This window comes from Alteromonas sp. MmMcT2-5 (assembly GCF_022348315.1).
In the GTDB taxonomy this organism is placed as follows: domain Bacteria; phylum Pseudomonadota; class Gammaproteobacteria; order Enterobacterales; family Alteromonadaceae; genus Alteromonas; species Alteromonas macleodii.
This window is the reverse complement of sequence record NZ_JAKRFB010000002.1, coordinates 327,530-352,769: the sequence shown is the minus strand read 5'-3', so window position 1 is coordinate 352,769 and position 25,240 is coordinate 327,530. Positions and strand designations below refer to the sequence as shown.

Below are 25,240 nucleotides of genomic sequence, written 5' to 3'. Positions count from 1 at the left end.
ACAAACGACCTGACAGGTATTACCCCAGAGTAGTGAGGAAAAGACCGACTAAATACCCCACAAAGAAAAATGCCAGTCAGCTTAACTGACTGGCATTACCGCAAAGGCGGGTTTTTTATTGGCTCGTCTTGCGGTAAAAATAACGGAACGACAGCCATGAACAATCCAATATCTCACGTGTTACAACAGTTGCATGACGCAGTAAACCGCGGCGATCAAGACGCCTTATCCCAATGTTATGCTAGCGATGCAACAGTGGTCGCGACCCCTATGTCCAGCTCAACGCAAAACCAAACCGCTGAAGAACATGCCACGCAGCGCGACTGCGTTGATGCCTTGCTTAAATTTCAAAAGAAATTCATGCCCGATCATTTTGTTACAACCGGAGATGAACGGGTTATAAAAGCCGGTGACGTAGCGCTAGTCGTCGCTAAGCTTTACCTTGTGCCCAAAGCAACACCCAACGCCCTACCCTGCGAGGGTAAGCGCGCCGTTTATGTTCTGCAAAGGGATGCAAGTGGAGAATGGCGCTGTGTCATCGATAACTTCTTCGGTACTGACTTGTTAGATTTTGCGTGATTCTCTTTAACTCACAAGATCAGAGTCAAAAGCGGAAGTAGGTAAATTGGGGCATATTGCTATGCCCCTAGTCTTCATCTACGATCTAAATGCTTGTTAGCATTTTCAGAGCACTACATCTGATTAGTGGTCGTGATCATCCTCTGGCACCTCAATAGGATCCAGCTCTACAATATTGGTTTCTGCATCACCACAGCCTGCGAGCAAAAGTGCGCTGGCTATGGCGCTTAGTACTAGTCTATTTTTCATGTGTGTATCCCTATCAATAATTCTTTTTTATAAGCTGATCTTAGAAATAACCGCGTACGCCGAAAGCAAAGTTTCTACCCGGACGTGGTGCAATATCTTTCAGAAATGAGGTGTGAACGCGCGCTTCTTCGTCGGTTAGGTTTTCACCGCTCAGGTAAACCGATAAATCAATATCTCCCAAAGGAATGTCGTACGTGATTGAAGCATCAACAAGGGTGTAGCCGTCCGTTTCAGTCTCGAACGTCGAGATATCGTCTTGTTTTGCAAAATATGTGATGTCAAAATCTGCGCGAATGTTATCTAACGTGTAGGCAACGTGTGAGCCCACTCGCATGGGCGAAGTGCGAGGCAGTGCGCCACCATCTTTAAGGCGGGCTTTAACGTAGTCGGCGAAGAAATCGAGTTTTAGGTTGTCAGTGGTTTGCCAGGCAACTTGTAACTCAAAACCATGAAGAACGGCGTCAGCTGAACCAAACAGGTAAACAGGTAATTCATCGCTGTTTTCATCATGCCCTTCTTCACCGTGCCCCTCTTCGCCATGATCATGGTCATGACCACTTTCAGCGAATAAGCCGGTTTCTTCTTGGAAGTAGTAGTTATCTACTTGGTTATAAAAAGCATTAAATACAAAGCCAACGTCACCCTGTGTTTTTCTGAACGTTAGGTCGATGTTATTTGCTGTCTCAAGATCGATTGCCGTTTGAGAAAGCACAAACTCGCCTTCCTCTGACAAATCAAAAAGGGCGCCAATTTCATAGGTACGGGTGCCAATATGCGGGCCAAAAGAAAGAAGCTCAGAGGCAGAAGGGGCGCGCTCTGAACGGGAAAGTGAAACGCCCACGTTATAGCTTTCATTAATGGTATAAACCACACCCGCTGATAGCGATATAGGTGTAAACTCTTGATCTACCGCGAACTGTCGTACGAACTCGCTGCCTTCATGTTCATGTTCGTCGTGAGCATGCTCATCATGATCATGTTCATCGTCGTGCTCGTGAGCGTCAAGCTCAGGCAACAGCACACTTGATGCGTCTAATGTTACGCTTTCCGCTCGCGCTCCTAGTTGAACCAGAAAATCACCAAAGTGACGCTCTTCCATGAGTGCTACAGCAAACATCTCCATTTCTGAAGGCGGTGTAAAGGCTTCTTCGCCTTGAGCAAATACATCGCTCCCTTTGTAATGAAGGCTGATACCACCGCGCCAGCCAGCCATGGGTTTATGCAATAACTCTACGCGAAGTTCTTCGGTTTCATTACTAAAAGTGGTACCTACTAAACCGCCCTCAACTTCAGCATGTTCATAATCGGTATAGCCCGCTCTAAAGTGAACACTTTGCAAAAAGTCATTGGTAAAGTTGTACTCACCTAAAAGCTGATACTTAGTTTGCTCAAGATCAGCGAATACCGAAGTATCTCCGCCATGGCTGTGCCCAGGCACGCCATACTCTCGCTCAAATCGCTCTACCGCTACGCCAACATAGCCTTGGTCGAATAAATAGCTGGTCCCTAACGTAAACCCATTCGATTCTTCGTTACTGTTTTCAACCACATGGGCGCCATCTGGGTCATCAATGTCAGGGGCAACAGGTGTTTCATAATCATTTGAATCGCGATAAAAACCGTCAGCGTAAAAGGCTATGTTGTCCACCCCAGTAGTCACGTTAAACGTTCCAAGTTTCTGGTCGTTAACGGTTTGCGTTTCTAATACAAATTCACCGCGCGTTTCAGTGGACGTGGGCACACGTTGGTCAACTACGTTCACCACACCGCCTATCGCACCGCTTCCGAAGAACAGGGTTGCTGGCCCACGCAGCACTTCAATTTGTTTAGCGGTTGAGGCTTCACTTGCTACTGCGTGGTCGGGGCCAACACGGGAAACGTCGCTCACATCCAAGCCATTTTGAGTAATCAGTACCCGTGGTCCGCTAAGGCCACGAATAATTGGCGTGCTCGCAACATTGCCATGGAAGTTAGACTGTACTCCGGGTAATTTTTCTAGCGTATCGCCCAGCGTGGCCGCTTGTTGCCGACGTAAGGTTTCGCCAGATAACACGCTCACTGGTGTGGCCGATTCCATCACCGATAAATGCATAGGCGTGGCGTGCACGTCAATCACTTCGATAGCACTGCGCGCCAAGACAAAGTTAGCGCCTTCTGCGTTGTCAGATTGAACTTGCGCATGCTCATGTAAGTGAGCGAAGCCAGAGGCGAATATGTGAAGCGTATAGTCGCCTTCCTTTACGTTAGAGAAAGTAAACTCGCCCAGCTCGTTAGTGCTGGTAACGCGCTTTAGCGCCTCAATTTCAACAGTGGCATTGGCGAGCGGCTTTCCGGCTGCATTAGTTACCGTGCCAGAAAGTGTTTGTGCCAGCGCTGACGGAGATGCTAATAGCAACGCAGGCGCTGAAAGCGATAAGCCTAACGCCAATCGAGACAGTTTCATTATTCTAACCTCTGAATTTGTGTAATGTGATAATGTATCATATTTATTTTTATGGTATGTTATATTGTAACGTTTGCGCAAGAGGTAAAAATGAAAACTATTTCTATTACGTGGAAGAATTCACAAAAAGCGCTACGCGCCTCTTCAACTTTTCTTAAGGTAGGTACTTTTGTCGGATTGAATTTGGCTGGGATGGGTATCAACGCTGTTCATGCTGCGCCTCATACTCACGGCGAAGGCAAACTACAAATCCTACAAGCGGGAAGTGAGTGGCAGTTTGTGCTGCAGCTGCCTGCTGCTGATGTTCTGGGGTTTGAATACGCGCCATCCACGACTAGCGAGAAAAAACGTTATAAAGAAACGCAAAAGGTTTTTCAGCGCTTTGACGATATTTTTACCCTGAGCAATACGTGTGAATTACTCGATACCACACTTGAAAGCCCATGGGAGGTAGCTAACGAGCATGACGAGCATGACGAGCATGACGAGCATGACGAGCATGACGAGCATGAAAGTGAACACGAAGACCATGCCCATCGCAACACGCACTCTGATTTTCGTGTCGCATATTTGCTTAGTTGCCAAGGCCCCGTAAAGCGTATTGAGATGACAGGGTTTCCCCATTGGCCAAGCCTGCAGCACGTTAATGCAATTTGGGTAACCAACAAAGGACAAGGCGCACTAGAGATAACGCCAAGTCAGCCAACCTTACTGATAAGCAGCTAGTTAGATTTTTTATTCTCTCAGGCGCAAGCTTCACTCATTGTGCGTGCGCCATAGCAATTTTCGGACATACTATGAATTCGATATCTCAAGGAAGCAGCGCAATGCCAAAAGTGCAGTTCATTTCAGACAGGCTCGCTATGCTCCTTTCATCCCTTTGCGTAATACATTGTTTATTAACGCCTATTTTATTGATTTCCATACCTGCATTGGCAGGTGTGTCAATTCTCAATGATGAAACCTTCCATCAAATATTGCTGTTCTTTGTGCTGCCCATCGGTGTTTTTGCGCTCTCACTAGGCTACCTACATCACAAAAATAAGTGGGTAGTATTTGCTGGCGTTTTTGGCCTAACACTTTTAAGTAGTCCGCTGCTGGTTGAATGGGTAGGCTTAGGACACGAAGTACTAGGTGAATATGGTGAAGTAACAATCACGGTAATCGCGTCGTTTATTATCGTTGGTGCGCACCTGATTAACTATCGGCTTAGGTCGAGCGTGCAGGAGCCTATTTGCGAAGAGCGCGAGACCACCCAATCACAACCCTATTAGTTTCATCATAATCTCAAAAGCGGGTAATTCTTATCGAGCGACGCTCGCAATATTAGTGGTGTAAGTCGTTTTTGAGGTCTCATTCAGAGGTTATTTTGTCTAGTTTTAATCATTCCGACACGGTACTTCCCGATGTCACTAAAGAGCATTCCACTGCGCAACTTCCTGTTATTGATAGTGTAGGCATGCAGGGCATCGCTATCCCTCTGCACGTGCTAGGTAAGCGCGGTGAGCGATTAGCCAGCCAAGCAAAAGTCGATGTAACAGTGAGTTTAGATCACCCCAATGCTAAAGGCATTCACATGTCTCGATTGTACAGCTTGCTGCAGCGATATTTGAGCAACCAAGACTTACATAAGTCGGCACTTGTGTCGTTAATGAACGCGCTTATCGAGTCTCAAGATGGGCTGAGCAACAGCGCCCAGCTTAATTTACACTTTGACCTCACCGTGTCGCGTCCGGCGCTCATAAGTAGGATGTCAGGATATCAATCGTACCCTGCTTCACTTTGCGTAAGACGATCACCTGAACGTTATGAGGCACAGCTTAAGTTAAGAGTACCGTACTCTAGTACTTGTCCTTGTTCGGCCTCCCTCTCTCGCAAGGCGTTATCAGAAGTATTTGTGCAGCAATTCGAAGGAAAAGGTTTATCCGTAGAAGAAATGGGCGCTTGGCTCGCTTCTAAACAAGCCAGTATCGCCACGGCGCATGCACAGCGTTCCTTTGCCGATATAACCCTAGATTTAAGCGACAACGAGATCCCCGATTTTATTGGTATTATTGACCTGATAGAAAACGCGTTAGGCACACCGCTTCAAACCGCAGTTAAGCGTGAAGATGAACAGGCGTTTGCCAAGCGTAATGCTGAAAACCTAATGTTTGTAGAAGATTCGGTAAGGCGACTGCATGAAGCGTTAAGTACGTATTACCAAGCTACCTATTTTCGTGTAAAAGTAGAACATCAAGAAAGTCTGCATGCACACGACGCCATTGCTGAATTATCAGGCCCAGTTCATCGATAAATTCAGACATAATTTGGGTGTTGAAACCGGTAGGCAGAAGAAACAATAAAAGGAAAATAACATTGTTATCTCTTAACAAGCTCTCTTACATCAGCAAAGCAGCGTGCATAGGCGCTGCAGTATCAGCTATTGCGGCGTGCTCGTCTGCGCCATCAACCCCGCTTGCTGGTGTAAAATCACACACTCTGTCAAATGCCGTGATATACCAAACCAGCAGCAAAGAGTACCCTGTTCTCTCAAGCTTTGTGTATGGCCAAGCTATTTCAGCGCTACCTACGCGTTTTGCTAATGGCGATGTTGTGGTGATGGATGTTGATGAAACCGTGCTAGACAATAGCACCTATCAAAAAGAACGGGAAAGTGCTGGCTTGGGATATTCTTCACAAAGCTGGGCCGAATGGGTAAAACGTGAAGAAGCCACACTGGTGCCTGGTGTAGCCGCTTTCATCGATGAAGTAGTTGCACGAAATGGCAAGGTGGCGCTTATTACGAATCGCAATAAAGCGCTTGATAGTCACACCTGGAATAACCTTTTGGCGCAAGGTTTGCCGCTTACCACGAGTAATACCTGTGTTGTTGGCCGCACGACTGAAGACAAAGAAGCGGTAGGCCAGGAAGGTATGGTTAATGACAAAGACTTGCGCAGAATGCAGCTTACCCAGGGCAAGATCGCATGTTCGAATACGTCTAAAGACGTGTCGTCTACGTGGGCTGTGCCTCACACTATTATCATGCAAATTGGCGACAACATTGAAGATGTGGGCGGCGTAACCCAAGAATCTGCCAACGTTGAGTTGCTCATGCCACGAGTGGGCACAGAGATTTTTATTCTGCCAAACCCCATGTACGGTTCTTGGTAGACCATTGATAAAGTAAAATCAACGAATGTCGCTTTCTATATGGAAAGCGCCGTTCGTTAAATTAGCGTTGTTATCGTTAATGCCATTTCCCAGCCCGGAATAGGGCTTTATTTCTACCACATCCAGTAAGTAAGCGGATGTGCCCTGAGGGTCTTCATACAACCCGGTAGAAAACTCACCCGAGAACGTATACGCCTGCTGGATGTCTATTCCTCTAATGCCGCCTTGCTCGTGGGTATTATTCAACGAAACAAACACAATTTGATTCGGTGGCGGGGGTGGGTAATGAATGCACGCGCCGAAATAAGGCACAATGAAGAACGCCGTTATTTCTCGCTGTGCATTGGCTTCTACAGGCACAATAAACCCGCTGAGCTCGACGTACTTGCCATTAAATGTATCAACCGTATTTACTGAGATTAGCGCTTGCTGGTATTCATCGTCAAACGTGCGTTGAATAGACTGAAATACCTGTTCATGAAGGGGTAAATTCTGCTGAGGATTTTGAGTCGATTGGGTGTTGCCCAACAGCGCCTTTTCGGCGTCAGGTAACAGCGCGTCCCACGATAAGGGTTGGAACTGTTGAACGGTAGTTAACCTGTGGCTGTCTTGATAAATCGCCGTGTTATTCTCGAAAAAGCGCTCAATTACGCTATCAAGCTTACCCCTCAGGCCGAGCCCCACCAGCGCGCCCAATGCAATCAAAGCAATAATAGAAGCCAGTAAAACGTACGTGGCGCGCTTCATACATTATCCTAGCTTTTAACTTGCTAAAATTTTGACTTTGCGGGTGTAAGTTACTGGCACATTCTTTTTAAGCGCATAGACTTTTAGAACAAGTTCGTGCGTGCCTTCTTCTTGTGCCTGAAAGCTAATGGCTTGTTCGCCCTTTGTAGACGGCAAAGAAAAGCGCTGCGGCGACAGTAGCGTTACGCCATCACTTGCCATCACATCTACGCTAACTTCTTTATAGTTCGAAGGAATGGTAAATCGCAGCGGAACGGCTGACGCCTCAAGCTTAGCCACTTCTCGCTTTCTGTCGATATTGAGCGAAATGAGCGGCTCCTTAGCTGCCGCTAAGTGCTGTTGCATCATGGGGTGCTGAAAGCCAAACTGCATGTTTCCCATACCTGCGTGTAGTTCACACGCAGTACTATGAAATGCTATAAGACTTGATAAAACGGTAGCTGCAACGACTGTTTTTTTCATATCAGTTACTCCTCGTAAAGCGCGAAGCTGTCTAGCACTAACGAATAAGCAGATGTACCTAGTGCGCTTTCGTGGTTGTCTATTTTTACCGTGCCTTCAAACCAATAAGGGTCGTACAAGTTCTCAACTGCAATGCCTTCTTTGTATTCAACATACAAAATTTGATTTGGCGGCGGTGGTGGCATGTGTAAGCAAGCCCCAAAATAAGGAACGACGAAAAAAGCCGTCGCTTTTTGCTCATCGTTTTGCTCTAAAGGCACTATAAATCCAGGGATGCGGATAGCCTTCCCGTCAAACGCCTCTATCACTCGCGTCGACACTAACGCTTGTTGGTATCGCTGTGCTTGTTCATCTTCTAGCTGCTTTGAAGCAAAGTCATCGACAGAGTCGGCGGCAGAGCCATCGGCAATATCGTTTAAAAACTCAGGCCTATTTAAAAGCGCGCTCAAATCGTCCTCGGGCATAAGAGCTACCCAGTCAATTTCCTCGTAATTGGCGGCTTGGGTTGGGTTTAACGTGCTAAATAAAACCAATAGTGCCGCAATTAAACCGAATTTAACGCTAGAAAGCGTGACAGAAAATTTCACAAAGATGACCTAACATACTATTTAACAATCACGTTATAACATATCACAACGTAGTAAATTGCGATAAGCGTTTATCTTTGCAAAATGTTACTTAGCGCCAATTACTCAATAGAAAATGCTTTGCTAGCGCATTTGTGAAGCATCAGTTGATTACGCTAGCTCCCGTTCACTTTTAAGCCCAAGCACGTGTTTAAAAAATAGCGTTGCTGGGCAAAAGCCAGTGAAGCTCTGTTGGAACAAGTTTGCGCCAATAAACACGGTAAACCACATAAAGTTTGCATGAACAAACTGGGTTAGTAATACAGACAACAACACCATGAGCCCTGCGAAGGCGGTTAATGCTTTTTCCTGAGACATAGCGTAATCCTTAAATATTGGAAGAGATTAAAAATAAAATCGATAGGCAATAAACGCATTACTTGCGTCTTCAAACTGCCCCCAAAACGTATAGTTGTCCTTACCTGAAAAGACATTCACCCCCGCTCGCACTTGCCACTTGTCGGTGGGCGAATAAGCCACTGTAGTCTTTAGGTATCCGTCGCTATCGCTGGGTGAATAAAACAGAAAAGTATTTAACGTCAGTGTTTGACGAAGTGCTAACCACGTTAAACGGGTCGTCACCCAATGGCGGTATTTTTCTTGAACTCGCTCAGAAGACGAGACTGTTCTATTTAGGCCATCCCCATTGTGTAAGTACTCGGTGTACCACTGGAAACCACCGGTAAGATTTGCGGCAATTTCTTGGCTATAGCCTAGTAAGAAACGACTTTGATCATTCGCTATTTTCCCGTCACTTCCATCTATGTCTTCAAGGCTGTTGTAGAAAACATATTCCGCATTTGCTATCCCCCGCCCCAGAGGCGCGACAACACTTGCGCCATAGGCATTCATTTTACTGTAGCGCGGTCTTCCAAGAGAATCTGTCGCGGTGGGCTGCCTTGTATAACCGGTGTAACCATAGCCTGCAATCTCCATCCCCTTAACAGATTTATACACCCTTAAGGCAAGCTCACTTCCTCGTGGGCGATTATCACGTTCAACAGAAAACGAAGGGGCAATGTTTTCATCCAATTGCGGGCTGTAAAAAGAAAATATTTCGCCTGTAATACCAATATCAGGCTCAAATTCAGGTGTGACGACTAAGTCTACATTGGCAAAATCCGTGTAGCCCGACACCTTTAATGCATTACTCGGCGCTTTAAGGTATTCGTCTTCTCTTCCTGCAAAGAACGACTGATAATCTTTAGGGAAGAGATCATTTAAGAACAAGTAATCCCCTGTCCCCCAAGTCAGCACTTGCTTACCGACTTTAATGTCAAATGCATTTGCCCAGTCCCCCGTGCCGACTAAAGTGCTGGGTAGAATACTGCTTAAGCTACCTTGCCATGCCAGTTCGCGAAATTGTGATTCCCACGACGACGTTACGCCGTCATACCAAACGTCTGCTTTACTGGAAATGGAGGAACTGTCTAATGCATAGTCTGCGCGAAGTTGAACTCTGGCGTCGCGCAATGTGCTGTTACTTAACACGGATGGCGCGTTAGCAGCTTGAAAACTCTCGTTCATTTGTGAATTCTGACTGCCAAACGCGGTAGCCATGTCACGGGAAAAACGGTTTCCTACGGCGAGCTCGGCGAAACCAGAAATACGAAGCTTACTTTTGCTGTCAGTGCCCCATTCGTCATCCCACTTATCGCTCCAATCGTCACCTGATTCGACATTATCCTCCTCAGGCCACACGCTGTCCCACTCGTCGTTTACGTTAGCTTTGTACTCTTGTGTACCGATTTTTAACGGGTCTTTTGGGTTCTGGCTTTCAACATTTAACGTCTGAGCGCTTAACGGTAAACTTACTACTGCCATTAATGCAAAAATGAAAATAATCGGCGCGAGTAAAGCGTGCGCCCTCCATTGCTTTTTAACCCGCTCAGGAAGACAATAGGCATGGCTAGGCAGCGTCATCCATATGGATGGAGCTAGTAATTTAGGCAAGCGCACCGTGCTAAATTCCTTTTTCAAAATAGTGTTATTTAATATAGCGTTGCGGTGGCACACGAAGGCTACGCTCACTAAATATGCTATCTGGAAGACCTATGTCGTATTCAATCCCTCTGAATTCCATAAGGGTATAGCCACCTGATGCAAGGTCCGTCACCTTACTTCTCACCACAGTAGGATTGCCCTGTATAGTCTCAATAGTTACAGCTTCAACGCGGCGGTAGTTATTGTCACCCTTATAAAAGTTAATTAAGGTGGGCAAATAAGTGTCTTTGTCTATCTCTACTACATAGTGGCTGAACTCAACGAGCGCTGTGTCCTTGGGCGTTGCTTTTAAGTGATAATGAGTTTGGGTTTGTTCAAGCAGCTCAAAACTGTCCTGCGCTGTTGCGCGGCCGGAAACATCTTCATAGAAGAAATGAGAACCAACAAACGATGTACGTTTATCGCCAGCCGCTATCCGCTTTACCAAATCTAAAGCCGGCAAATATAACCAACGGTCGTCATCAGAATTAAGCGCCGCATGCTTTTCAACGCGAAATACCGTACCTTCAACTTCAGTAGGACGGCTAAAGAAAACCAGCATACGTTGATCGCCGGTGTCGGCGCCTGCCTCATTCAGCACATCTTTGCGCAGAATAGTAAACTGACGCATTTGCTTTCGACCTTGCTCGTCTACAATCAGCATTCTCGCCATTGAACGTCCGTCATTGCCCGCGTAGTACGCCGCCTGCTCAGCCTTATTAACGATTTCAGCAACATCGATACTACTGCTGCTTTCGTCGCTTTGGGTTGCCAAGGCTTGAGCGAATCCATTACCCGATATAAGTAATAGCGCAACAAGGCCCCTGAACATGCTTCGAAGGTTTCGTATTTTTGGTCGACGCCACATGAACACTGATAATATGGAAATACGCATTTTAGGCCTCCTTGAAAACCCAACGTTTAAGCAACGTCATAGCAGCTGGCAACACCAGCAGCGTAACGAGTGCTGAAATAAACATGATACTTGCCAGAAAAATGCCCACGGTGATGTAAGGCACAAGTGGTGCTAAAAGCAGCGGCGTAAAGCCAAGCGCGATGACCAGCGCATTACGAGTAATAGCGCTAGCAGGCTCTTCAAACATGGCATCAAACGTTTTACTCACGTTACCCGTTTGCTTGTAAATCTCTTTGGCTCTAGCCAGAAAGTGAATGGCAAAGTCTACCGACAAACCCAATGTCAGGGCTGAGAGCACGGCAATAGGCATATCGTAATCTTTACCTACAATGCCAATAGCACCGTAAATAAAGGTGATAGTTATGGTAAGGGGCAGCATGGCTAATACACCGAATATCAGTGAGCGCAGCAGCAATACCATCATCACAAAAACAATAATGAAGGCGCTAAGTAAGCTGTCTAACATGCCTGCAACCATGTTGTCCTGCCACACCACATTTAGGTATGCCTTACCTGCCCATTGATATGTCAGGCCATCAGGCAGTGGGTGTTGAGCGAAGTAGTTATCGACTAACTCAATTACCTCGGTCATATCTTGGTTGTCACCACTGGATAGTTGTAGCCACACCAAGGTTTTACGATAGTCTGGTGTCACGAAATGCCACAAGTCTTGAGGCCTATGAGAGGACTGATATTGCAAGAGCGTCTGAGCTATCGCCGGCTGAGTATTAGGTAACACGTAGTCGCTGTCATTGCCCGAATGCAGCTCTCGGTTAACCACTTTAATCACATCACTGAGGGACTGAGTTTTACCCACCAGCGTTTGAGTGCTTAGGTAATTTTGCAGGTCTGAAAGCAGCACTACATTATCGGGCTGTTGAAACGTTTTGCTTGTGCCTTTAATCTCATCAATGCTTGAAAGCAATCGATTTAAAGCGTCATATTCGTCGCTATCAAGATCACCAAATAATGCATCATCGACGACAAATGCGAGAGTCTCAAAATTATTGCCGGCATTTTCATTGTTTAGTGTATCGAGGGTTGTTTCACGCCATTCATCTAGTGAAGGGGGCAACACTGTACTTTGCAGTACTTCACCTGCACTTTTCAGCTTGCGGGTATCTTCAATAACAATGTACGCGTTATACGTACCCGCAAACTCCTTATTAAGCGCCTTATCGGCTACGCGAATTTCATGATTTTCTTTAAACCAGCGCACAGGGTTATCGTTAATTTGTATTTGGAAAATACCCCACACTGATACCGCTGAAATCACCATAAACGCAACGAGTAATGCCCCTTTATAATTTAGCGCCAAGGTGCGAATACCGTACACAAATCGCTGTAAGTATGTTGTTTTCATTGATGAGGTATTGGCATCGGCGTGCAGTGCAGACTGCAATTTTGCGAGCGCCTCTGGCGACATTCTTGATATATAAGCAGGTATAAAGGTAAGCGTAATAGCGAAAGCCAACAGAATACCTGAGCCAATGAAAGCACCGAAAATCTGTACGGGTGGAATGGGAGTTAGCATAAGTGAATAGAACCCTGCCGCAGAGGTCAGCGACGTAAACAGCATCGGCTGAAATAGGTGTTCAACCACTGTGGTAATCACTTCATCGGCCTTTTGACCTGGTTTATAGCGGTCTGAAAACTCAGACAATATATGCACCGAGTCAACAACAGCGATAGGCATCAAAAATATGGCAATCATCGATGACATGATGTGCACAGTGAAACCTAAGCCGATTAGCGCCCCCATTGTGATAATTACTGTTGCCATTGCCACCACCATCGGGGCGGTAATCAGCGTAAAATTGCGGAAAAAGACAAAGAGGAGGATAAAAATCATTAGTCCCGCAGCTGGCGCTGAAATTGCCATTTGAATAAACATTTCAACGCCGAACTGATCTTCAGCAACAGGGAGTCCTGTTATGTGCCACTGCAATGTTTCGTTTATTGTATTCGCGCCAATATAGGCACGAATGTCTTCCGCAATACGAAAGCTCTCATTTTTATCTTTAATGGGCACATAGATAGCCGCAGCATTGTGTGATGAAGAAGCCAGGCTCCCCTGTAACATTGGAAGGCGTGCAATAGCATTGGCAATGTAATCTGCTTCCTCTTGCGATGATGGGGCTTGTGACATCATCCAAGAGAACTTGAGCTCACCGTCGTCACCTTGAGTAATATTGTCCACTGTTGAGAACGACATGACATCTCTAGCAATAACCCCCTCAGTGTTTAATATTTGCTGGGTAACACCGTCTATTGCTTGCAGGTTGTTTGGTGTGTAGATGCCTTTATTGGTACTTAAAGCAGCATTATGAGTGGCTGTGTCATTGGCCGGTGATGCTATAACCCCCACCACTATCGCGTCGTGCATAGCAAAAGTATGCTTCACATCGTTATGAAAGACGCGGGCAGGATGATTGGATTCAAGCATATTCTCTGGGTCGGTGTCTATCGTAATTAGCCGCATTTGATAAGCGCAAAAGACAACAGCCAACAGTAAAGCGGCATAAACCCACTTACCTTTCCGGGTAGAGAGGAACAGTAATTTTTCAATAACTGCCGTGAACATAGCTATGAACTCCTACTAGGAAATACATTGATTCCCTCTAATCGTGATACGACTGGTTTAACTCCATCCACTGTGTTTCCTTGGCGTGTTGAGTGGCGCTCCACTTTCACAAACCATGACCTTTGATCTGCAGAACATTTCACAACGCCTACCTGCGTTAGCAAAAACAATGGGTACATTTATGGGCCACAGCGTTTATGGGACACAGTATTAAATTAGATTATTCTAATATATAAATAATCTAATGTATTTTTAGAAAAGATCAAGAGCAATGCGACGAGTAACACAGAGAAAAGAAAAGTGTTTGTAAAACGCTACACACCACCGAGAAAAAACTACATACCTACTCAACCTTAGTTTTTCAAATACGAGCTACCCACTGTCCAAAAATAAAAATAATCTTTAAAAATCAGTAAATTAAAATCATTCTAAATTGAATTTAAGGTTTGGCACAGATCACGCATACATTAGACTAACGGATAAATACAGAACGCAGTTTGTAGCTAGGATAGCTTTAGCGACGGAGAGGCCAAATTGCGTAGATGACAAATACTGAAGGTGACGACATGGGAAGTGCATGGAGTGTGTCACCAAGGAAAAACGGATGTGTCAGTATTGTAGCTAATGGATGCCTGTAGAAGATTCGTTAAATTGCTGGTCGATGATGAGGTTAGGTAAAAGACAACCTAATTAAACTCGCAGGATGCAAGGCACTTGTTTCATAAGGATTGCAAACAAGCTCTGAGTACCTACATCGCAAGCACCGACAGTGATGTCTCGTGCAGCAAGGGATTGTTGACCCAATTTGGATTCGTTGAATGTACGTGTGTGTTGCTTCAGCGAGACCATAGTGAGGACACTGGTAATGTCGTCGATGTTATTAGTGAGTTGTCATCCGACGACTACCCTCTCCCCTCAAAGGCCCATCCCGGCCTTTACATACCTCTGATTTTGGCCCGCCTTTGGCGGGCATTTTTTTATCTTCATTTGTGATAAAATTGCGTTGTTTCTTTATCGCCTACCAAAAGGGCTACCTGAGGGCTACCTGCGTGCTTTCGCCGTCTGCATCTACTATCGTTTTTAGAGTTCTTTTTTGTGCGTTGCTCGCTACGTCTGTTGGCCAAAGCGTAATGCTTACCACACTCCCTTCTATGGGGCGACAGGCGAACCTTTCTGAATTCCACATTGCCACTATTATGTCTAGCTCTGCACTTATCTTTGCGTTCGGTACGAATGTGTGGAGCAAGGTCGCTAAGCGTGCGGGCTTCAAACGTATTTTAATGGTTGGTCTGTCGGGTTATAGCTTGGGCACGTTTGCCTTCGCTAGTGCATGGATGGCAGGATTTTCTGGCATTATAAGCGGCACCAATTTGTTTTTGGCATTGTTGATAAGCCGAAGTCTGCAATCAACCATTATGTCTGCAACTCCGCCATCTGCGGTAGGTTACGCCGTCGCCATCAGTACGCCCCAAAGTAGAGTAAGTGCAATCAGCAAAGTCACCTCTGCAAGCAACGTAGGGCAAATTGTGGGGCCCGCCTACGCTGGGCTTTTAGTCGGTTTTGGCTTATTGGCACCGTTGTACAGCATCGTGTTGCTAACCTTACTGGCGCTTACATTGGTATATTTTAAGCTACCTGTTCTGCCGCCTTTGTCTCAGCAAAAAAACGCTCAGCAGACTAGCGACAATAACCAAGCGCCTAGCAAAGTACCTTATGTATTCGTCGCTGCATGTATTTGTGTATTTTGCGCAATGGCGATGATGCAGCAATCACTGGGTTTCTTTTTTATCGATTTTTACGACTATTCACCCGTAGACGCTGCTCGGCAAGTGGGTTTCGCGATGATGGTCAGTGCTGCCGCGTCTCTCACAGCCCAATTTGGGTGGGTACAAAAAGGCCGAATAAGCAAAGAAGCGATGATCACTATCGCGCTTCCGCTATTGGGCTTAGCCTACTTGCTGCTCTTTCTTCAACATTCGTTATTTATGCTTTATGCGGCCATGACATTAATGGGTTTAGGTATGGGAATGGCCTACCCATCTTTGGCAGCTGCAGCAACGACCTACTGCGCCCCCTCTCAACAAGCCACTATCACTGGGTTAATTACAGCGACTACTGCCATGGGCTACGTAATAGGTCCGCCACTGGCAGCTTTCATTTACCAACTGGATATCGCGCTTCCGTTCGCTATAGCGTCAGTGCTAATCGCAGCAACCACGTGCGTCGTCTACATAACATTGAAAAGAATTAGACACGTTGGCTAGGGCCTGTTAACCGTTGCTATACATTTGGCCCAATTCGTCATCAAAGCTAAACAGGCCTTAGCGAATTAATGCCAGCCTGACAGGTGACAGGTGACAGGAATACGCCTATTTCAAAGGTATTTATTTTTTTACCTTTTATTTTTAAAAAAGCGGAACCTTTTTATAATTAGGCTATCTTAACTTATACATGAAGTCGTTGAGTGTGCGTCTTTGTGGTGTGTAAATGTGTTTTCCAAGTTATGTTGTGGTTTTTTAAGGGGCTTTTTAGCCCCTTTTCTTTTGCTCTAATCTTTCCTTTTCCAGTGCGTATTCCTCGCTTATTGTTATAGTGCTAATCCAACGTACACCTATCTATTTTATTTGTATTAGTTTCTCTCAAGACCGGTCAGTTAATCTAAAAAATAGAACTAAACAATCCTGATCATTTCACCTTTAGAAATGGAAATGAGAATTACTTCCAAATAGAATAGCTACTCAAGATCACAGGAGTAAGCTAATGTCTAAACCGCAACCTCGCAGAGCTATTGTCACCCAATCAGTCCGAATTACCCCAAATATGCAGCGTGTACACCTTAGTGGGGAAGACCTTCTTACCTTTCCCTCGGTTACTGCAGGTGCGTACATTAAACTTATGTTCGACCTAGAAGGAAACCCGCTGAAACGCCCCACAAATACGAGCCAAGTGGCAATGCGCACCTATACGGTTGCGCACTTTGACGCAGAGAAGCCTGAAATGGTTCTGGATATGGTTATCCATGCCGATGGTGGTAAAACTGGCCCTGCGTCGGCATGGGCGACAAGTACAAAGCCTGGCGACATCATCACGCTCGCAGGGCCTGGTTCTAGTAAGGGACTCAGCGAGCAATATGATTGGATATTGTTGGCTGGCGACATGACAGCGCTTCCTAGTATTAGAAATCACCTCGCCGAGCTTCCTGTGCAAACCAAAGGCTACGCCGTGATTAAAATTGAAGACGAAAAGGATGCGGTTACACTTAAGAAGCCCGAAGGAGTAACGGTGATATGGGAACATGAGCAATCTTTACCTTCCCGCCTTGACCAGTTAACTTGGCTCGACGGAAACCCCACAGTTTGGGTGGCGTGTGAATTTTCTGATATGCGGGCGATTCGGGCATGGCTCAAGGACGAAAAATCCGTGGCGCACGAGAATATTTACATTAGCAGCTACTGGAAGAAAGGCCGCAGCGAAGATCAACATAAAATAGAAAAAAGGCAGGACAGTGAAGCGTATGCTAAAACATTGGCCTAGTTGATGATTATGCTTCCTGTAGGCTTTGCAAGAACTTGTAAATTCTGCATAAAAACCAACTGTACGGTAGAATTTTCATAAACAATAAATTCAATACTTTCATGCACCTACACAATGGAACAGCATTTGCTGCTAAGAAAATAACTGGCCAATTATTCCGCCAGTTTTTTCAACCAATTGTTTGGATAAGGAGAGCAAGTTATGAACAGTGATCGTATTGAAGGTAATTGGAAAGAAATGAAAGGTAAGGTGCAGCAAAAGTGGGGCAAACTTACCGATGACGACCTAGATGTAATTGACGGTCGACGTGAAGAACTAGTAGGTAAGATTCAACAAGCTTATGGCAAAAGCCGTGACGAAGCTGAAAAAGAGGTCGATGGTTATTTTAATTAATCGCCGTCTCCAATATATGAATTAAGACACTGGCAGTATAACAATCTGGTATCACTATGTTGTTAATCTTTACTGCTACTAAAAGGGCCGCTGCATAATGCAGCGGCCCTTTTTATTTGTGTCGTAGTCAAAGGAGGTTATGCCCTTTGATTTTTTATCACTCTTCCGTCTTAGGCTGTAAGTTATCGCGAACTTCTCTTGCGTCAAAGCTCGTTGCCGACGTTGGACGCGTACCTTTGCCTATCTCAATACTCAAGATACTTTCGATCTCACTTTGCTGAGAGCCCCCTACAAACACACCGGTTTCGAATTGGGTAGTAGGGTGGTAGGACGTTCTGCAAGTGAGCACACCGCACTCGGTAACCCGTGCATATCGCTGGCTAAAGCCTGCGGTAGGTGTGGTTTGCACAGTCTCTTTATCTACTAAGGTCTCTCGGTCAGTCACTACAAACCAGTCGTAACCTTCTAATAACGTAAGCTCGGCAGCACGGAGCATGGCGTAATCCATCGCCTTGCCTTTATCAGACCCCTTCGCTTTGAAATGCACGCGGTATTGGGTATCACTCAACTTACTTTCCGTGTAGCCAAAGCCGCCTTTTTTGGCCTGTCTATAATCGGGTTGACTGGCGCAGCCCGCCATAATTAATATCGCAAGTACTAACATAATTTTAGTTTTCATCATTTACTCCTTCGGCCTTATCAGCTAGCCAAGTTGCTTCAATTGCGTTTTTCTCTTGCTCTCGGTTTAATGGCGCAGACGCCATCATTTTGTCTAACTCTTCTTCCATTACTTTAGCGCTAGTGGCGGTTTGATATTGACCTGCATTCTCACCTAGCTCGTCCAATTTGCTAGCTGCAAGCTGCCACGCACCTTGCTTATCTTTACAAGCAATCATTACATTTAGTTCATCTTTCGATGCGACTTCAGCCTGTCTACAGTAGTTAAACTCCGTATTTACGAAAGACAACTGCGGCGTAACCGTCACGCCTGAATCAAAGGTTGTTGCTTCGCCAGTTAGGTTACTGTCGAGTACCGATGATACTCTCGCCCAATGAGAAGGCTGCGTTGTTTCAGCGCCCTGTTGATTAAAGAACACTAAGCCCGCTAATACCGCCACACTCGCAGCTATTGCAAAAGGCCCCTTCCACTTCGTTTGTTTATGTGGCGCACTATTAGTTGAATTCGCTTTCTTTGGAAACGGCTTAACGTTTTCCGCAGAGCTTTGATTTACGGAGCTTTGATTTGCAGCGCTTACGCTGGCTAAGCTTGCATCAGATGCCTGTACGTCGCTTGCCTGGCTTAACGGTATTTCATCACTCAAAAGTGCCACGATTTCTTTAGGCAGCGCCACTGCTGTCGCTTTTTCTGCAGCAACTTTCACAACTCTATCCACTTCTGCAAGTGCGGCGAGTCGGTCAGAGACGGTAACATCGTGTGCTATCGCTTCACGAACCAGATCCATCTCAGCGGTATCTAACTCTCCATCTAAAAATGCTGAGAGTTTTTCGTCAGTTAAGATCACGATAGCACCTCGTTTTGACCATTTAGTAAGTTTGATATTTTTGCTCTCGCTCTAGCAAGACGGCTCATAATAGTGCCCGTCGGTACCTGCAACACTTCAGAAGCATCCGCGTAACTCATCCCTTGTACAGCAACCAAAGAAAGGGTTTCTCTTTGCTCACAGGGTAACTCATCCATAGCGCTTGAGACTTGTTTAAGCGTAATTGTCTGCGTTATAGCGTCATCTATGTCGTTACAGCTATTCGCCGATTGCGCTTCATAGGAAAGGGCATCAGTCGCATTGGTTCTAACTTTCTTCGCTCTGTATTCGTCTATCCAACAGTTGCGGCACACTCTAAATGCCCAAGCCATTAATGTAACTTGCTCAGGAAGCGGTTTACTCAATAGCCGTTCAAGCGTGTTCTGAAGTAAATCATCAGCATCATGCATGTTACCCGTCAACGAATATGCAAACTTTCGCAATGACGGGACGAGTTCAGTCAACTCATCTTTCATTTTCATGTACCTTTGTGAGGTTTCCCGTTATCTCTACCCTGTTAACGAGCCACTCTTGTTTTTATTCCACGTACTCAGACCTATTTTTTACTGCACTGTATTGCAGCGGTCTATGAGCCATCTAGACAAGGCGAATGTTTAACAGTCTAAAGGGTCGCATTGGAATTTTTCTTCTGTCTAATCGTCACTACACTGTAAGGTAGTGGTAAATGCCTGTTCGCCTTTAACGCACATTTAGAACAACGTTTGTGCACAATGGACCACAGGCTTCTAATAGAGGCTATGGCACAATTTATGCCATTCCTTCCTTAGGCACCGATCTGCCCCAACGTTAACGTAAAGGTAGTAAAATGAAGTACACACTCATTGTGGCGATTTTGAGTTTGATTGCGGCACCAATATCACAAGCCCAACTAGCAGGAACATTGAATCAAGTGGTGTCTCCCGTGCGTCCGATAATTGATCGAACCTCCTCCGACCTAAAGGCCATTCGCGAGGAAGCAAGACGAAAAGCGCAATCATCTATCGAAGGCGCCAGAGACTTATCAACAGTGGCGTCGGGCGTACTAGGCGACATTCCTGCTCCCCAATTTATCGCTCCTGCAGCAACCACTATTTTATCGACTTCAGGCCAGGTCGTTGTTAATGAAGTAACGGTTGAAAGTGGCTTTCTGGCTGTCGAAAAGGAGTGGCTATTCCTAGGAGAAGAAGCCGACAAAGTACACTTTCAGGGTGCCAATATTGAAATACAAAAAGCTCAGTTTTTGCCCGCGCTCTCTCAGTGGCTTTTTAAAGTTAAAGTCACAGGAGATGAGGATGATGTGTCGTCTATTCGCAACAGTTTGCCCCATGATTTGCAGTCTCAAATTGGTCGAAATCATATTTATTTATCACAGACCAAGCCCACTTCGAACGGGTCTTTTCAAGAGATAAGCAGTGAAAAGCTGGAAACCTGTCCAACCCCCCTGCGCATTGGAATGGTTGATACTCATGTAGCGTCCAATCACCCACTGCTCTCACACGTTAATCTAACGCAAGCGTCTTTTATTGTTGGTCATAATCAAGATCGAAATCAGGAGCAAGATGGCAATGCGGGCAGCGAAACTGACGTTGCCTTTTCGTCAGACCACGGTACCGCAGTAGCCAGCCTATTGGCGGCGTCGTTGCCGAAGTCTAGCCAGGTATTTAACGCCAGTGTGTTTTATTCGCGTAATAGCGTTAGCCAAGGCGCTACGCTAATGTCGTTAATTGAAGGTTTAAACTATCTTGCATCACAGCAGGTAGACGCCATAAACATGAGCCTTGCAGGTCCCGACAACCCTATTTTAGCGCGGGTCATAAATCAATTGGATAAGAGCGGTATTCAAATCATTGCTGCGGTGGGCAACGAGGGACCAGCCTCTTTACCCTTGTACCCCGCGGCTTATACAGAAACATTGGGCATTACGGCCGTTGATAAATCTAATGTAATTTACCGGTGGGCAAACCAAGGGGATTACGTTGATTTTGCTGCGTTTGGCGTATCGGTAGATGCCGCACATCCTAATGGAAAAACGATCAGGCAAACGGGAACCTCTATGGCTTCACCGCGCGCCACCGCTTTGTATGCATGCTTTTTGCGCGAAAAACAAGAAAGGAACGCTGCCTTGTTGAAACTTCAGCAGCTAGCTTTAGATGCAGGGGCTCCCGGACGAGACAGCGTATTCGGTTTTGGTGTGCTGCCTTAAATTAAGCGTGCTGTTCACTATAGAATTTATATTAACGCCCACTAAAAATGAACGTTAATGCCTAACTCAGCAATGGTTTCTTGATAATTTGCGCCATCGACACTAGAAGCAAAGTCTCCATATTGCGTAGACAGTTTAATATCAACATTGTTGTGAATGGCGTAATCGGCACTCATCTCAACAACGTGTCTGTCGTCTTCCCTGCCTATACCTCCATCTTGTTCTGAGGCGTAATCTCTTACATCTAATTGATAGGCAACCGTGAGCTTCAAGGGTTTACTAAACACCGCTAGAGGATAGGTGTACGCTAGATCCATCCCAATACCGGTGTAATCGAACACATTATTTTGGGCATCTTCATTTTGATATTTAAGTGCGATTTGGAAGAAGTCTTCCCCTTCGAAGAAGTAAAATAGGTCACTGCGCACAGCAGCTGCTTCACTATCCCGAATTGGCGCACCTTCAGGCGTGTTCTCGAATTGTTTATCGATAAGGTCGCTACTAACACGCAAGTAAGTGCGCTGCCCCAACAATTTTCCGACAGATAATCCAGATTGTTGATAGGTGAGGAAGTCACGCCCGTCTAGCTCAGCGCTAGCGTGATAGTAGTGCGCTCCTAGTTTGGCGAAGTCAAACGCATAGCTGGTGCTAGCGGACAGTGTGGTAAGGCCAAGATCGAACTCGCTTAGCGTTTGATAGTTGGTATTCGCCTGACTTACCGACAGTACATTTTCCCATTTCGCTGTGGGCTTCACCACCACCTTTAGCTGAGTTTCTGACTGTACCGCGTCGTCGGCCACATCTGAATTCGTATCGAGCTCGCTAACGCTCACATTGCTATCAGAGCGGTACCCTAAATAGCCAGACCCTGAGAATGAAATCGTTTGGTGTTTTGCGTTTGTATGATTCGCATCTTCATCATTGTGCGAGTGACTGTCAGAGCCCGCATTAGCAGCGCTACTACCGAGTAAAACAGCTGCCACGGACAGCGATAGGCATTTGCGGCCGCCACGAATAAGGTTGTTTGTTGTTGATGAGTGTTGAAGTATTTGCGTATTCATTGTTGTTACCTACCACAGAGAAAGTGAAACTTCGCGATTGCTGTTTTTAAGGAGAGACGTGAGATTTGACTTGAGGTGCTCGCTTTAAGGAATGCACGATAGCGAGGCAGTGTATTCGCACCTGCAGCCTAGACCTTAAATAGCGGCTTGCCTTTCTATTTAGACAAGCCGCACTCAGACTTTAAGGTGGCTATTTAACGTGCTAGCTCAAGATTGCTCTACGCCCACCTAGTGGTTTAGGCCTTTATATTAAAGGCCAAGCGCACCTGAAATACTTGAAGCTACGTTGTCGTTTACAGTGCTTGTTACGGCGCTTTCAACCGAACTCGCCACGGTATTATTTACCGTGCTTGCTACGGTGCTATCCACCGTATTTGCTACCGTGCCTTCTACCGTACCTTCTACCGTATTTCCTACCGTATTTGCGACTGTTGCTGACACAGTTTGGTCGACTGTATTTGAAACTGCGCCTTCTACAGAGCTATCCACCGTACTTGCTACCGTGCCTTCTACCGTGCCTTCTACCGTATTTCCTACAGTGTCAGTAATCGTTCCTTCGACAGCGGTGCCAATCGTTCCGGTTACAGAACTGGTCACTGAGCTTGCTACGGTGCTGGCTGCTGTATTGGCTACGCCGCCGTTTACCGCACTTTCGATGGTGCCTGCAGCCGTGCTGTCAGCCGTGTTCGATAAGGTACTACCTGCTGCTGTTTCTGCAGTATTGTTTAGTGCACCACTTACACTGCCAGCTAGCGAACCTCCTGCGGTATTTTCCGCGCCATTGTTTGCTAGTGAACCGATTTGGTTCAATGCCAAGCTTGGCGCTGTCTGCGCTATACTTTCTGCTTCACTTTCTGCTCCATCGACTTGTTGTGCATTTCCAGACGCTGATGACAGTACAGATAATGACCCAGATACACTACTTGTCAGTGCGCCTGCCACTGGCGAAGTTATCGAGTTCGCCATATCTGATGTTGCAGAAACTTGACTCACTGCCTGATCGGCAGATAGATCGTTGCTTGTTTGATTTGCGGATAATTGTTCACCGGTATCGGCTGAGCTCTCGGTGGACATTTGGCTCTGCGTAGATGCTTCGCCTTCGGCAGAAGTCTGTGTATTAACCTGATTTGCAGACTGTGTAGTAGCACCGCTTGTTAGTGAAAGTGATGCAGAAGTCGACGCATTAGCTGATGTGTTAGCAGAGAACGTGGTTTCTTGAGCCAACACAGACGTTGACGCGATACCTAAAGCCAGTGCAATTGCAGTATTTAACTTTTTCATCCGTTTATCTCCGTTTTTCATAAAGGACACTGAGATAACGATTGAAGAAAAGTTTTTATTCCGCACTGAGTTTGATTTTTTTAAAAGAATTAAAAAAGCCCTGTAAAAACAGGGCTTTTCGAACTATTTTTCTGAAGCAGTCATGCTCTTTTCCCACCAGGGAAGTGAAAAATCTATATTATCTGGGTCGTAAGTTTTGGCATATTTCATTTTAACTGAACTCCAAAACGCAGCTTTGAAAGCAGGGTCGTAAATAACAAACTCACCCTTTTCGCGATACTGTTCAAACAGTTTTTGATAAGCTCCTACTGGTGTTAACGGGTTATCCTGTTGAAAAACCACATCTCCGCCGTACGCTTCGTAAAGGGCTTTCGATACTTTCCAGCTTTTTGCCATGCCTTCCGCCATTGCCAAACGATAACGCTCTAGCTCTTCATCTTGATAGGCGCCATCGCTGTCCAAATCAACGGTCCATAATTTTATTACAGAATACGCAGATTGAATTTCGCTTTCATTTGGCTCTATCGCATTTTTATCGGCAAAATCTGAAAGAACAGACTCGGTAATTTTATTACCAAGTGCACGCTGAGCTAAAATAGCTCGTACTTCTTTCTCAGACTTGTCAGTTAAAATAGACTGAAAACGGTCAACATCAGCCTGTGAAGGCTGTAGTTCAGTATTAGAAATAGATTTGTTGAACAAACGAGCAATAATCTCGTTTGCGGCTTGCGGTGTATTAATCCCAAGCGAAACCACTATGGCTGCAAATAGCACCATAGGAATAACGTTCGAACGCGTCACTTTGTATGCTTCCCTAAGTTCCAATAATTAGCATAAGCACAAGACACATTCATTTATTATTGTAAGAATTTTCCGTTGTCTTGCGAAATGACATCTATAAGGCTTTATACTTTAGATTAGTTTTGTTTAAAATTCCACTTTCTTACGCATAGATTTTTTAGCACCTTGTTGTTTTTTTACATCTACACGACGTGCTTTTGCCGCACGGCTCACCTTTGTTTTTATGCGCGGTTTTTGTTCAATTGTCGCAGCCTTTATCCATGCAACAAGTCGCGCTAGCGCATCTTCTCTGTTTTGTTCTTGCGTTCGATAATTTTGCGCTTTAAGCACAAAAACACCGTCGTTGGTTACGCGACTATCTTTAAGCTGAAGTAGCTTTTCTTTCAGCTTTTCAGGCAGCGATGATCCATTTATGTCGAAGCGTAAATGTATGGCGCTACTTACTTTGTTCACATTCTGCCCACCGCTACCTTGTGCTCGAATAGCTTGCAATTCAGCTTCGCTTTCATCTATCGCGATAGAAGGGGTTATTATTAATTCCATCTCAAATCCTAATACGTCATGGCGTAACCACGTTAACGTTGCAGCACTAGCGGCATGCATCTATAAGTCACTATCACTACTGCTTACTTGACCATTTTTGCGTTAACCGATAGGTTGTTTTTTATCCTTATTTTGGAC

General features: G+C 45.6%; 25 protein-coding genes. 9 read left to right on the top strand and 16 right to left on the bottom strand.

What is annotated here, in order from left to right:
• Positions 1–69: 69 nt before the first annotated feature.
• Positions 70–579: a nuclear transport factor 2 family protein gene (locus MHN09_RS03550; RefSeq protein WP_239239158.1), complete on the top strand. Its 510-nt coding sequence runs from the start codon at positions 70–72 to the stop codon at positions 577–579.
• 123 nt (positions 580–702) lie between these two features.
• On the opposite strand, the gene MHN09_RS21375 is transcribed toward MHN09_RS03550, so the two are convergent.
• Together MHN09_RS21375 and MHN09_RS03545 are read right to left on the bottom strand one after the other, a co-directional pair.
• Positions 703–828 (bottom strand): hypothetical protein, encoded by a 126-nt coding sequence (locus MHN09_RS21375; protein WP_275446412.1) that lies wholly within the window; start codon positions 826–828, stop codon positions 703–705.
• Between the two features lie 40 nt (positions 829–868).
• Entirely contained in the window at positions 869–3,271 is a 2,403-nt protein-coding gene (locus tag MHN09_RS03545) for a TonB-dependent receptor (RefSeq protein WP_239239155.1), read from the bottom strand.
• 90 nt (positions 3,272–3,361) lie between these two features.
• Between MHN09_RS03545 and MHN09_RS03540 the strand changes: the two genes are divergently transcribed.
• The 4 genes from MHN09_RS03540 to MHN09_RS03525 all read left to right on the top strand — a co-directional run bounded on the left by MHN09_RS03540 (position 3,362) and on the right by MHN09_RS03525 (position 6,427).
• The gene (locus MHN09_RS03540) at positions 3,362–3,997 is read left to right on the top strand and encodes a DUF2796 domain-containing protein (RefSeq protein ID WP_239239152.1); all 636 of its coding nucleotides are present in this window, start codon (positions 3,362–3,364) and stop codon (positions 3,995–3,997) included.
• Between the two features lie 71 nt (positions 3,998–4,068).
• A complete protein-coding gene (locus MHN09_RS03535) occupies positions 4,069–4,545 on the top strand; it encodes a MerC domain-containing protein (RefSeq protein ID WP_230633809.1) in 477 nt (158 codons plus the stop codon).
• Between the two features lie 95 nt (positions 4,546–4,640).
• Complete coding sequence (folE2, locus tag MHN09_RS03530; protein WP_075177252.1) at positions 4,641–5,567, top strand: GTP cyclohydrolase FolE2; 927 nt, start codon at positions 4,641–4,643, stop codon at positions 5,565–5,567.
• Between the two features lie 62 nt (positions 5,568–5,629).
• A complete protein-coding gene (locus MHN09_RS03525) occupies positions 5,630–6,427 on the top strand; it encodes an HAD family acid phosphatase (protein ID WP_039229147.1) in 798 nt (265 codons plus the stop codon).
• 18 nt (positions 6,428–6,445) lie between these two features.
• Here the strand turns inward: MHN09_RS03525 and MHN09_RS03520 are convergent, their stop codons facing one another.
• From MHN09_RS03520 to MHN09_RS03490, 7 genes are all read right to left on the bottom strand, one after another.
• Positions 6,446–7,174 (bottom strand): DUF3299 domain-containing protein, encoded by a 729-nt coding sequence (locus tag MHN09_RS03520; RefSeq protein WP_239239149.1) that lies wholly within the window; start codon positions 7,172–7,174, stop codon positions 6,446–6,448.
• A 15-nt stretch (positions 7,175–7,189) separates the two neighbouring features.
• Positions 7,190–7,636, bottom strand: coding sequence for a hypothetical protein (locus tag MHN09_RS03515; RefSeq protein WP_014951169.1), 447 nt, complete (start codon positions 7,634–7,636; stop codon positions 7,190–7,192).
• 5 nt (positions 7,637–7,641) lie between these two features.
• Positions 7,642–8,223: a DUF3299 domain-containing protein gene (locus MHN09_RS03510; protein WP_014951170.1), complete on the bottom strand. Its 582-nt coding sequence runs from the start codon at positions 8,221–8,223 to the stop codon at positions 7,642–7,644.
• Positions 8,224–8,373: 150 nt separating this feature from the next.
• A complete protein-coding gene (locus tag MHN09_RS03505) occupies positions 8,374–8,580 on the bottom strand; it encodes a DUF2892 domain-containing protein (protein ID WP_014977706.1) in 207 nt (68 codons plus the stop codon).
• A gap of 27 nt (positions 8,581–8,607) precedes the next feature.
• Positions 8,608–10,221, bottom strand: a complete 1,614-nt coding sequence (locus tag MHN09_RS03500; RefSeq protein WP_239239146.1) for a hypothetical protein — start codon at positions 10,219–10,221, stop codon at positions 8,608–8,610.
• A gap of 28 nt (positions 10,222–10,249) precedes the next feature.
• Entirely contained in the window at positions 10,250–11,140 is an 891-nt protein-coding gene (locus MHN09_RS03495) for an outer membrane lipoprotein-sorting protein (protein ID WP_239239143.1), read from the bottom strand.
• A 1-nt stretch (position 11,141) separates the two neighbouring features.
• On the bottom strand, positions 11,142–13,745 hold the full coding sequence (locus MHN09_RS03490) for an MMPL family transporter (protein ID WP_239239141.1): 2,604 nt from the start codon (positions 13,743–13,745) through the stop codon (positions 11,142–11,144).
• A gap of 1,049 nt (positions 13,746–14,794) precedes the next feature.
• On the opposite strand from MHN09_RS03490, the gene MHN09_RS03485 reads away from it, so the two are divergent.
• The 3 genes from MHN09_RS03485 (at position 14,795) to MHN09_RS03475 (ending at position 17,672) form a co-directional block, all read left to right on the top strand.
• The gene (locus MHN09_RS03485) at positions 14,795–16,009 is read left to right on the top strand and encodes an MFS transporter (RefSeq protein WP_187446376.1); all 1,215 of its coding nucleotides are present in this window, start codon (positions 14,795–14,797) and stop codon (positions 16,007–16,009) included.
• A gap of 496 nt (positions 16,010–16,505) precedes the next feature.
• Positions 16,506–17,279, top strand: coding sequence for a siderophore-interacting protein (locus MHN09_RS03480; protein ID WP_239239139.1), 774 nt, complete (start codon positions 16,506–16,508; stop codon positions 17,277–17,279).
• A gap of 201 nt (positions 17,280–17,480) precedes the next feature.
• On the top strand, positions 17,481–17,672 hold the full coding sequence (locus MHN09_RS03475; protein ID WP_014951177.1) for a CsbD family protein: 192 nt from the start codon (positions 17,481–17,483) through the stop codon (positions 17,670–17,672).
• Positions 17,673–17,829: 157 nt separating this feature from the next.
• Here MHN09_RS03475 and MHN09_RS03470 read toward each other — a convergent pair whose 3' ends face one another.
• The 3 genes from MHN09_RS03470 to MHN09_RS03460 are packed head-to-tail and all read right to left on the bottom strand — an operon-like array spanning position 17,830 to position 19,689.
• The gene (locus MHN09_RS03470) at positions 17,830–18,351 is read right to left on the bottom strand and encodes a hypothetical protein (protein WP_014951178.1); all 522 of its coding nucleotides are present in this window, start codon (positions 18,349–18,351) and stop codon (positions 17,830–17,832) included.
• The gene (locus tag MHN09_RS03465) at positions 18,341–19,195 is read right to left on the bottom strand and encodes a DVU3141 family protein (RefSeq protein ID WP_239239138.1); all 855 of its coding nucleotides are present in this window, start codon (positions 19,193–19,195) and stop codon (positions 18,341–18,343) included. Before MHN09_RS03465 ends, MHN09_RS03470 begins: the two co-directional genes overlap by 11 nt.
• The gene (locus MHN09_RS03460; RefSeq protein ID WP_039229337.1) at positions 19,192–19,689 is read right to left on the bottom strand and encodes an RNA polymerase sigma factor; all 498 of its coding nucleotides are present in this window, start codon (positions 19,687–19,689) and stop codon (positions 19,192–19,194) included. The genes MHN09_RS03465 and MHN09_RS03460 overlap by 4 nt, the downstream gene beginning before the upstream one ends.
• Before the next feature lie 350 nt (positions 19,690–20,039).
• Between MHN09_RS03460 and MHN09_RS03455 the strand changes: the two genes are divergently transcribed.
• Positions 20,040–21,416 carry a S8 family serine peptidase gene (locus MHN09_RS03455; protein WP_239239136.1) on the top strand — a complete coding sequence of 459 codons (1,377 nt, stop codon included), beginning with the start codon at positions 20,040–20,042 and terminating at the stop codon, positions 21,414–21,416.
• Between the two features lie 41 nt (positions 21,417–21,457).
• On the opposite strand, the gene MHN09_RS03450 is transcribed toward MHN09_RS03455, so the two are convergent.
• From MHN09_RS03450 to arfB, 4 genes are all read right to left on the bottom strand, one after another.
• On the bottom strand, positions 21,458–22,477 hold the full coding sequence (locus MHN09_RS03450; protein ID WP_239239134.1) for an outer membrane beta-barrel protein: 1,020 nt from the start codon (positions 22,475–22,477) through the stop codon (positions 21,458–21,460).
• Between the two features lie 249 nt (positions 22,478–22,726).
• Positions 22,727–23,758 carry a hypothetical protein gene (locus MHN09_RS03445; protein WP_239239133.1) on the bottom strand — a complete coding sequence of 344 codons (1,032 nt, stop codon included), beginning with the start codon at positions 23,756–23,758 and terminating at the stop codon, positions 22,727–22,729.
• Between the two features lie 123 nt (positions 23,759–23,881).
• The gene (locus tag MHN09_RS03440; RefSeq protein ID WP_039229119.1) at positions 23,882–24,559 is read right to left on the bottom strand and encodes a hypothetical protein; all 678 of its coding nucleotides are present in this window, start codon (positions 24,557–24,559) and stop codon (positions 23,882–23,884) included.
• 126 nt (positions 24,560–24,685) lie between these two features.
• Positions 24,686–25,102, bottom strand: a complete 417-nt coding sequence (arfB, locus tag MHN09_RS03435) for an alternative ribosome rescue aminoacyl-tRNA hydrolase ArfB (RefSeq protein ID WP_014951185.1) — start codon at positions 25,100–25,102, stop codon at positions 24,686–24,688.
• Positions 25,103–25,240: the final 138 nt, after the last annotated feature.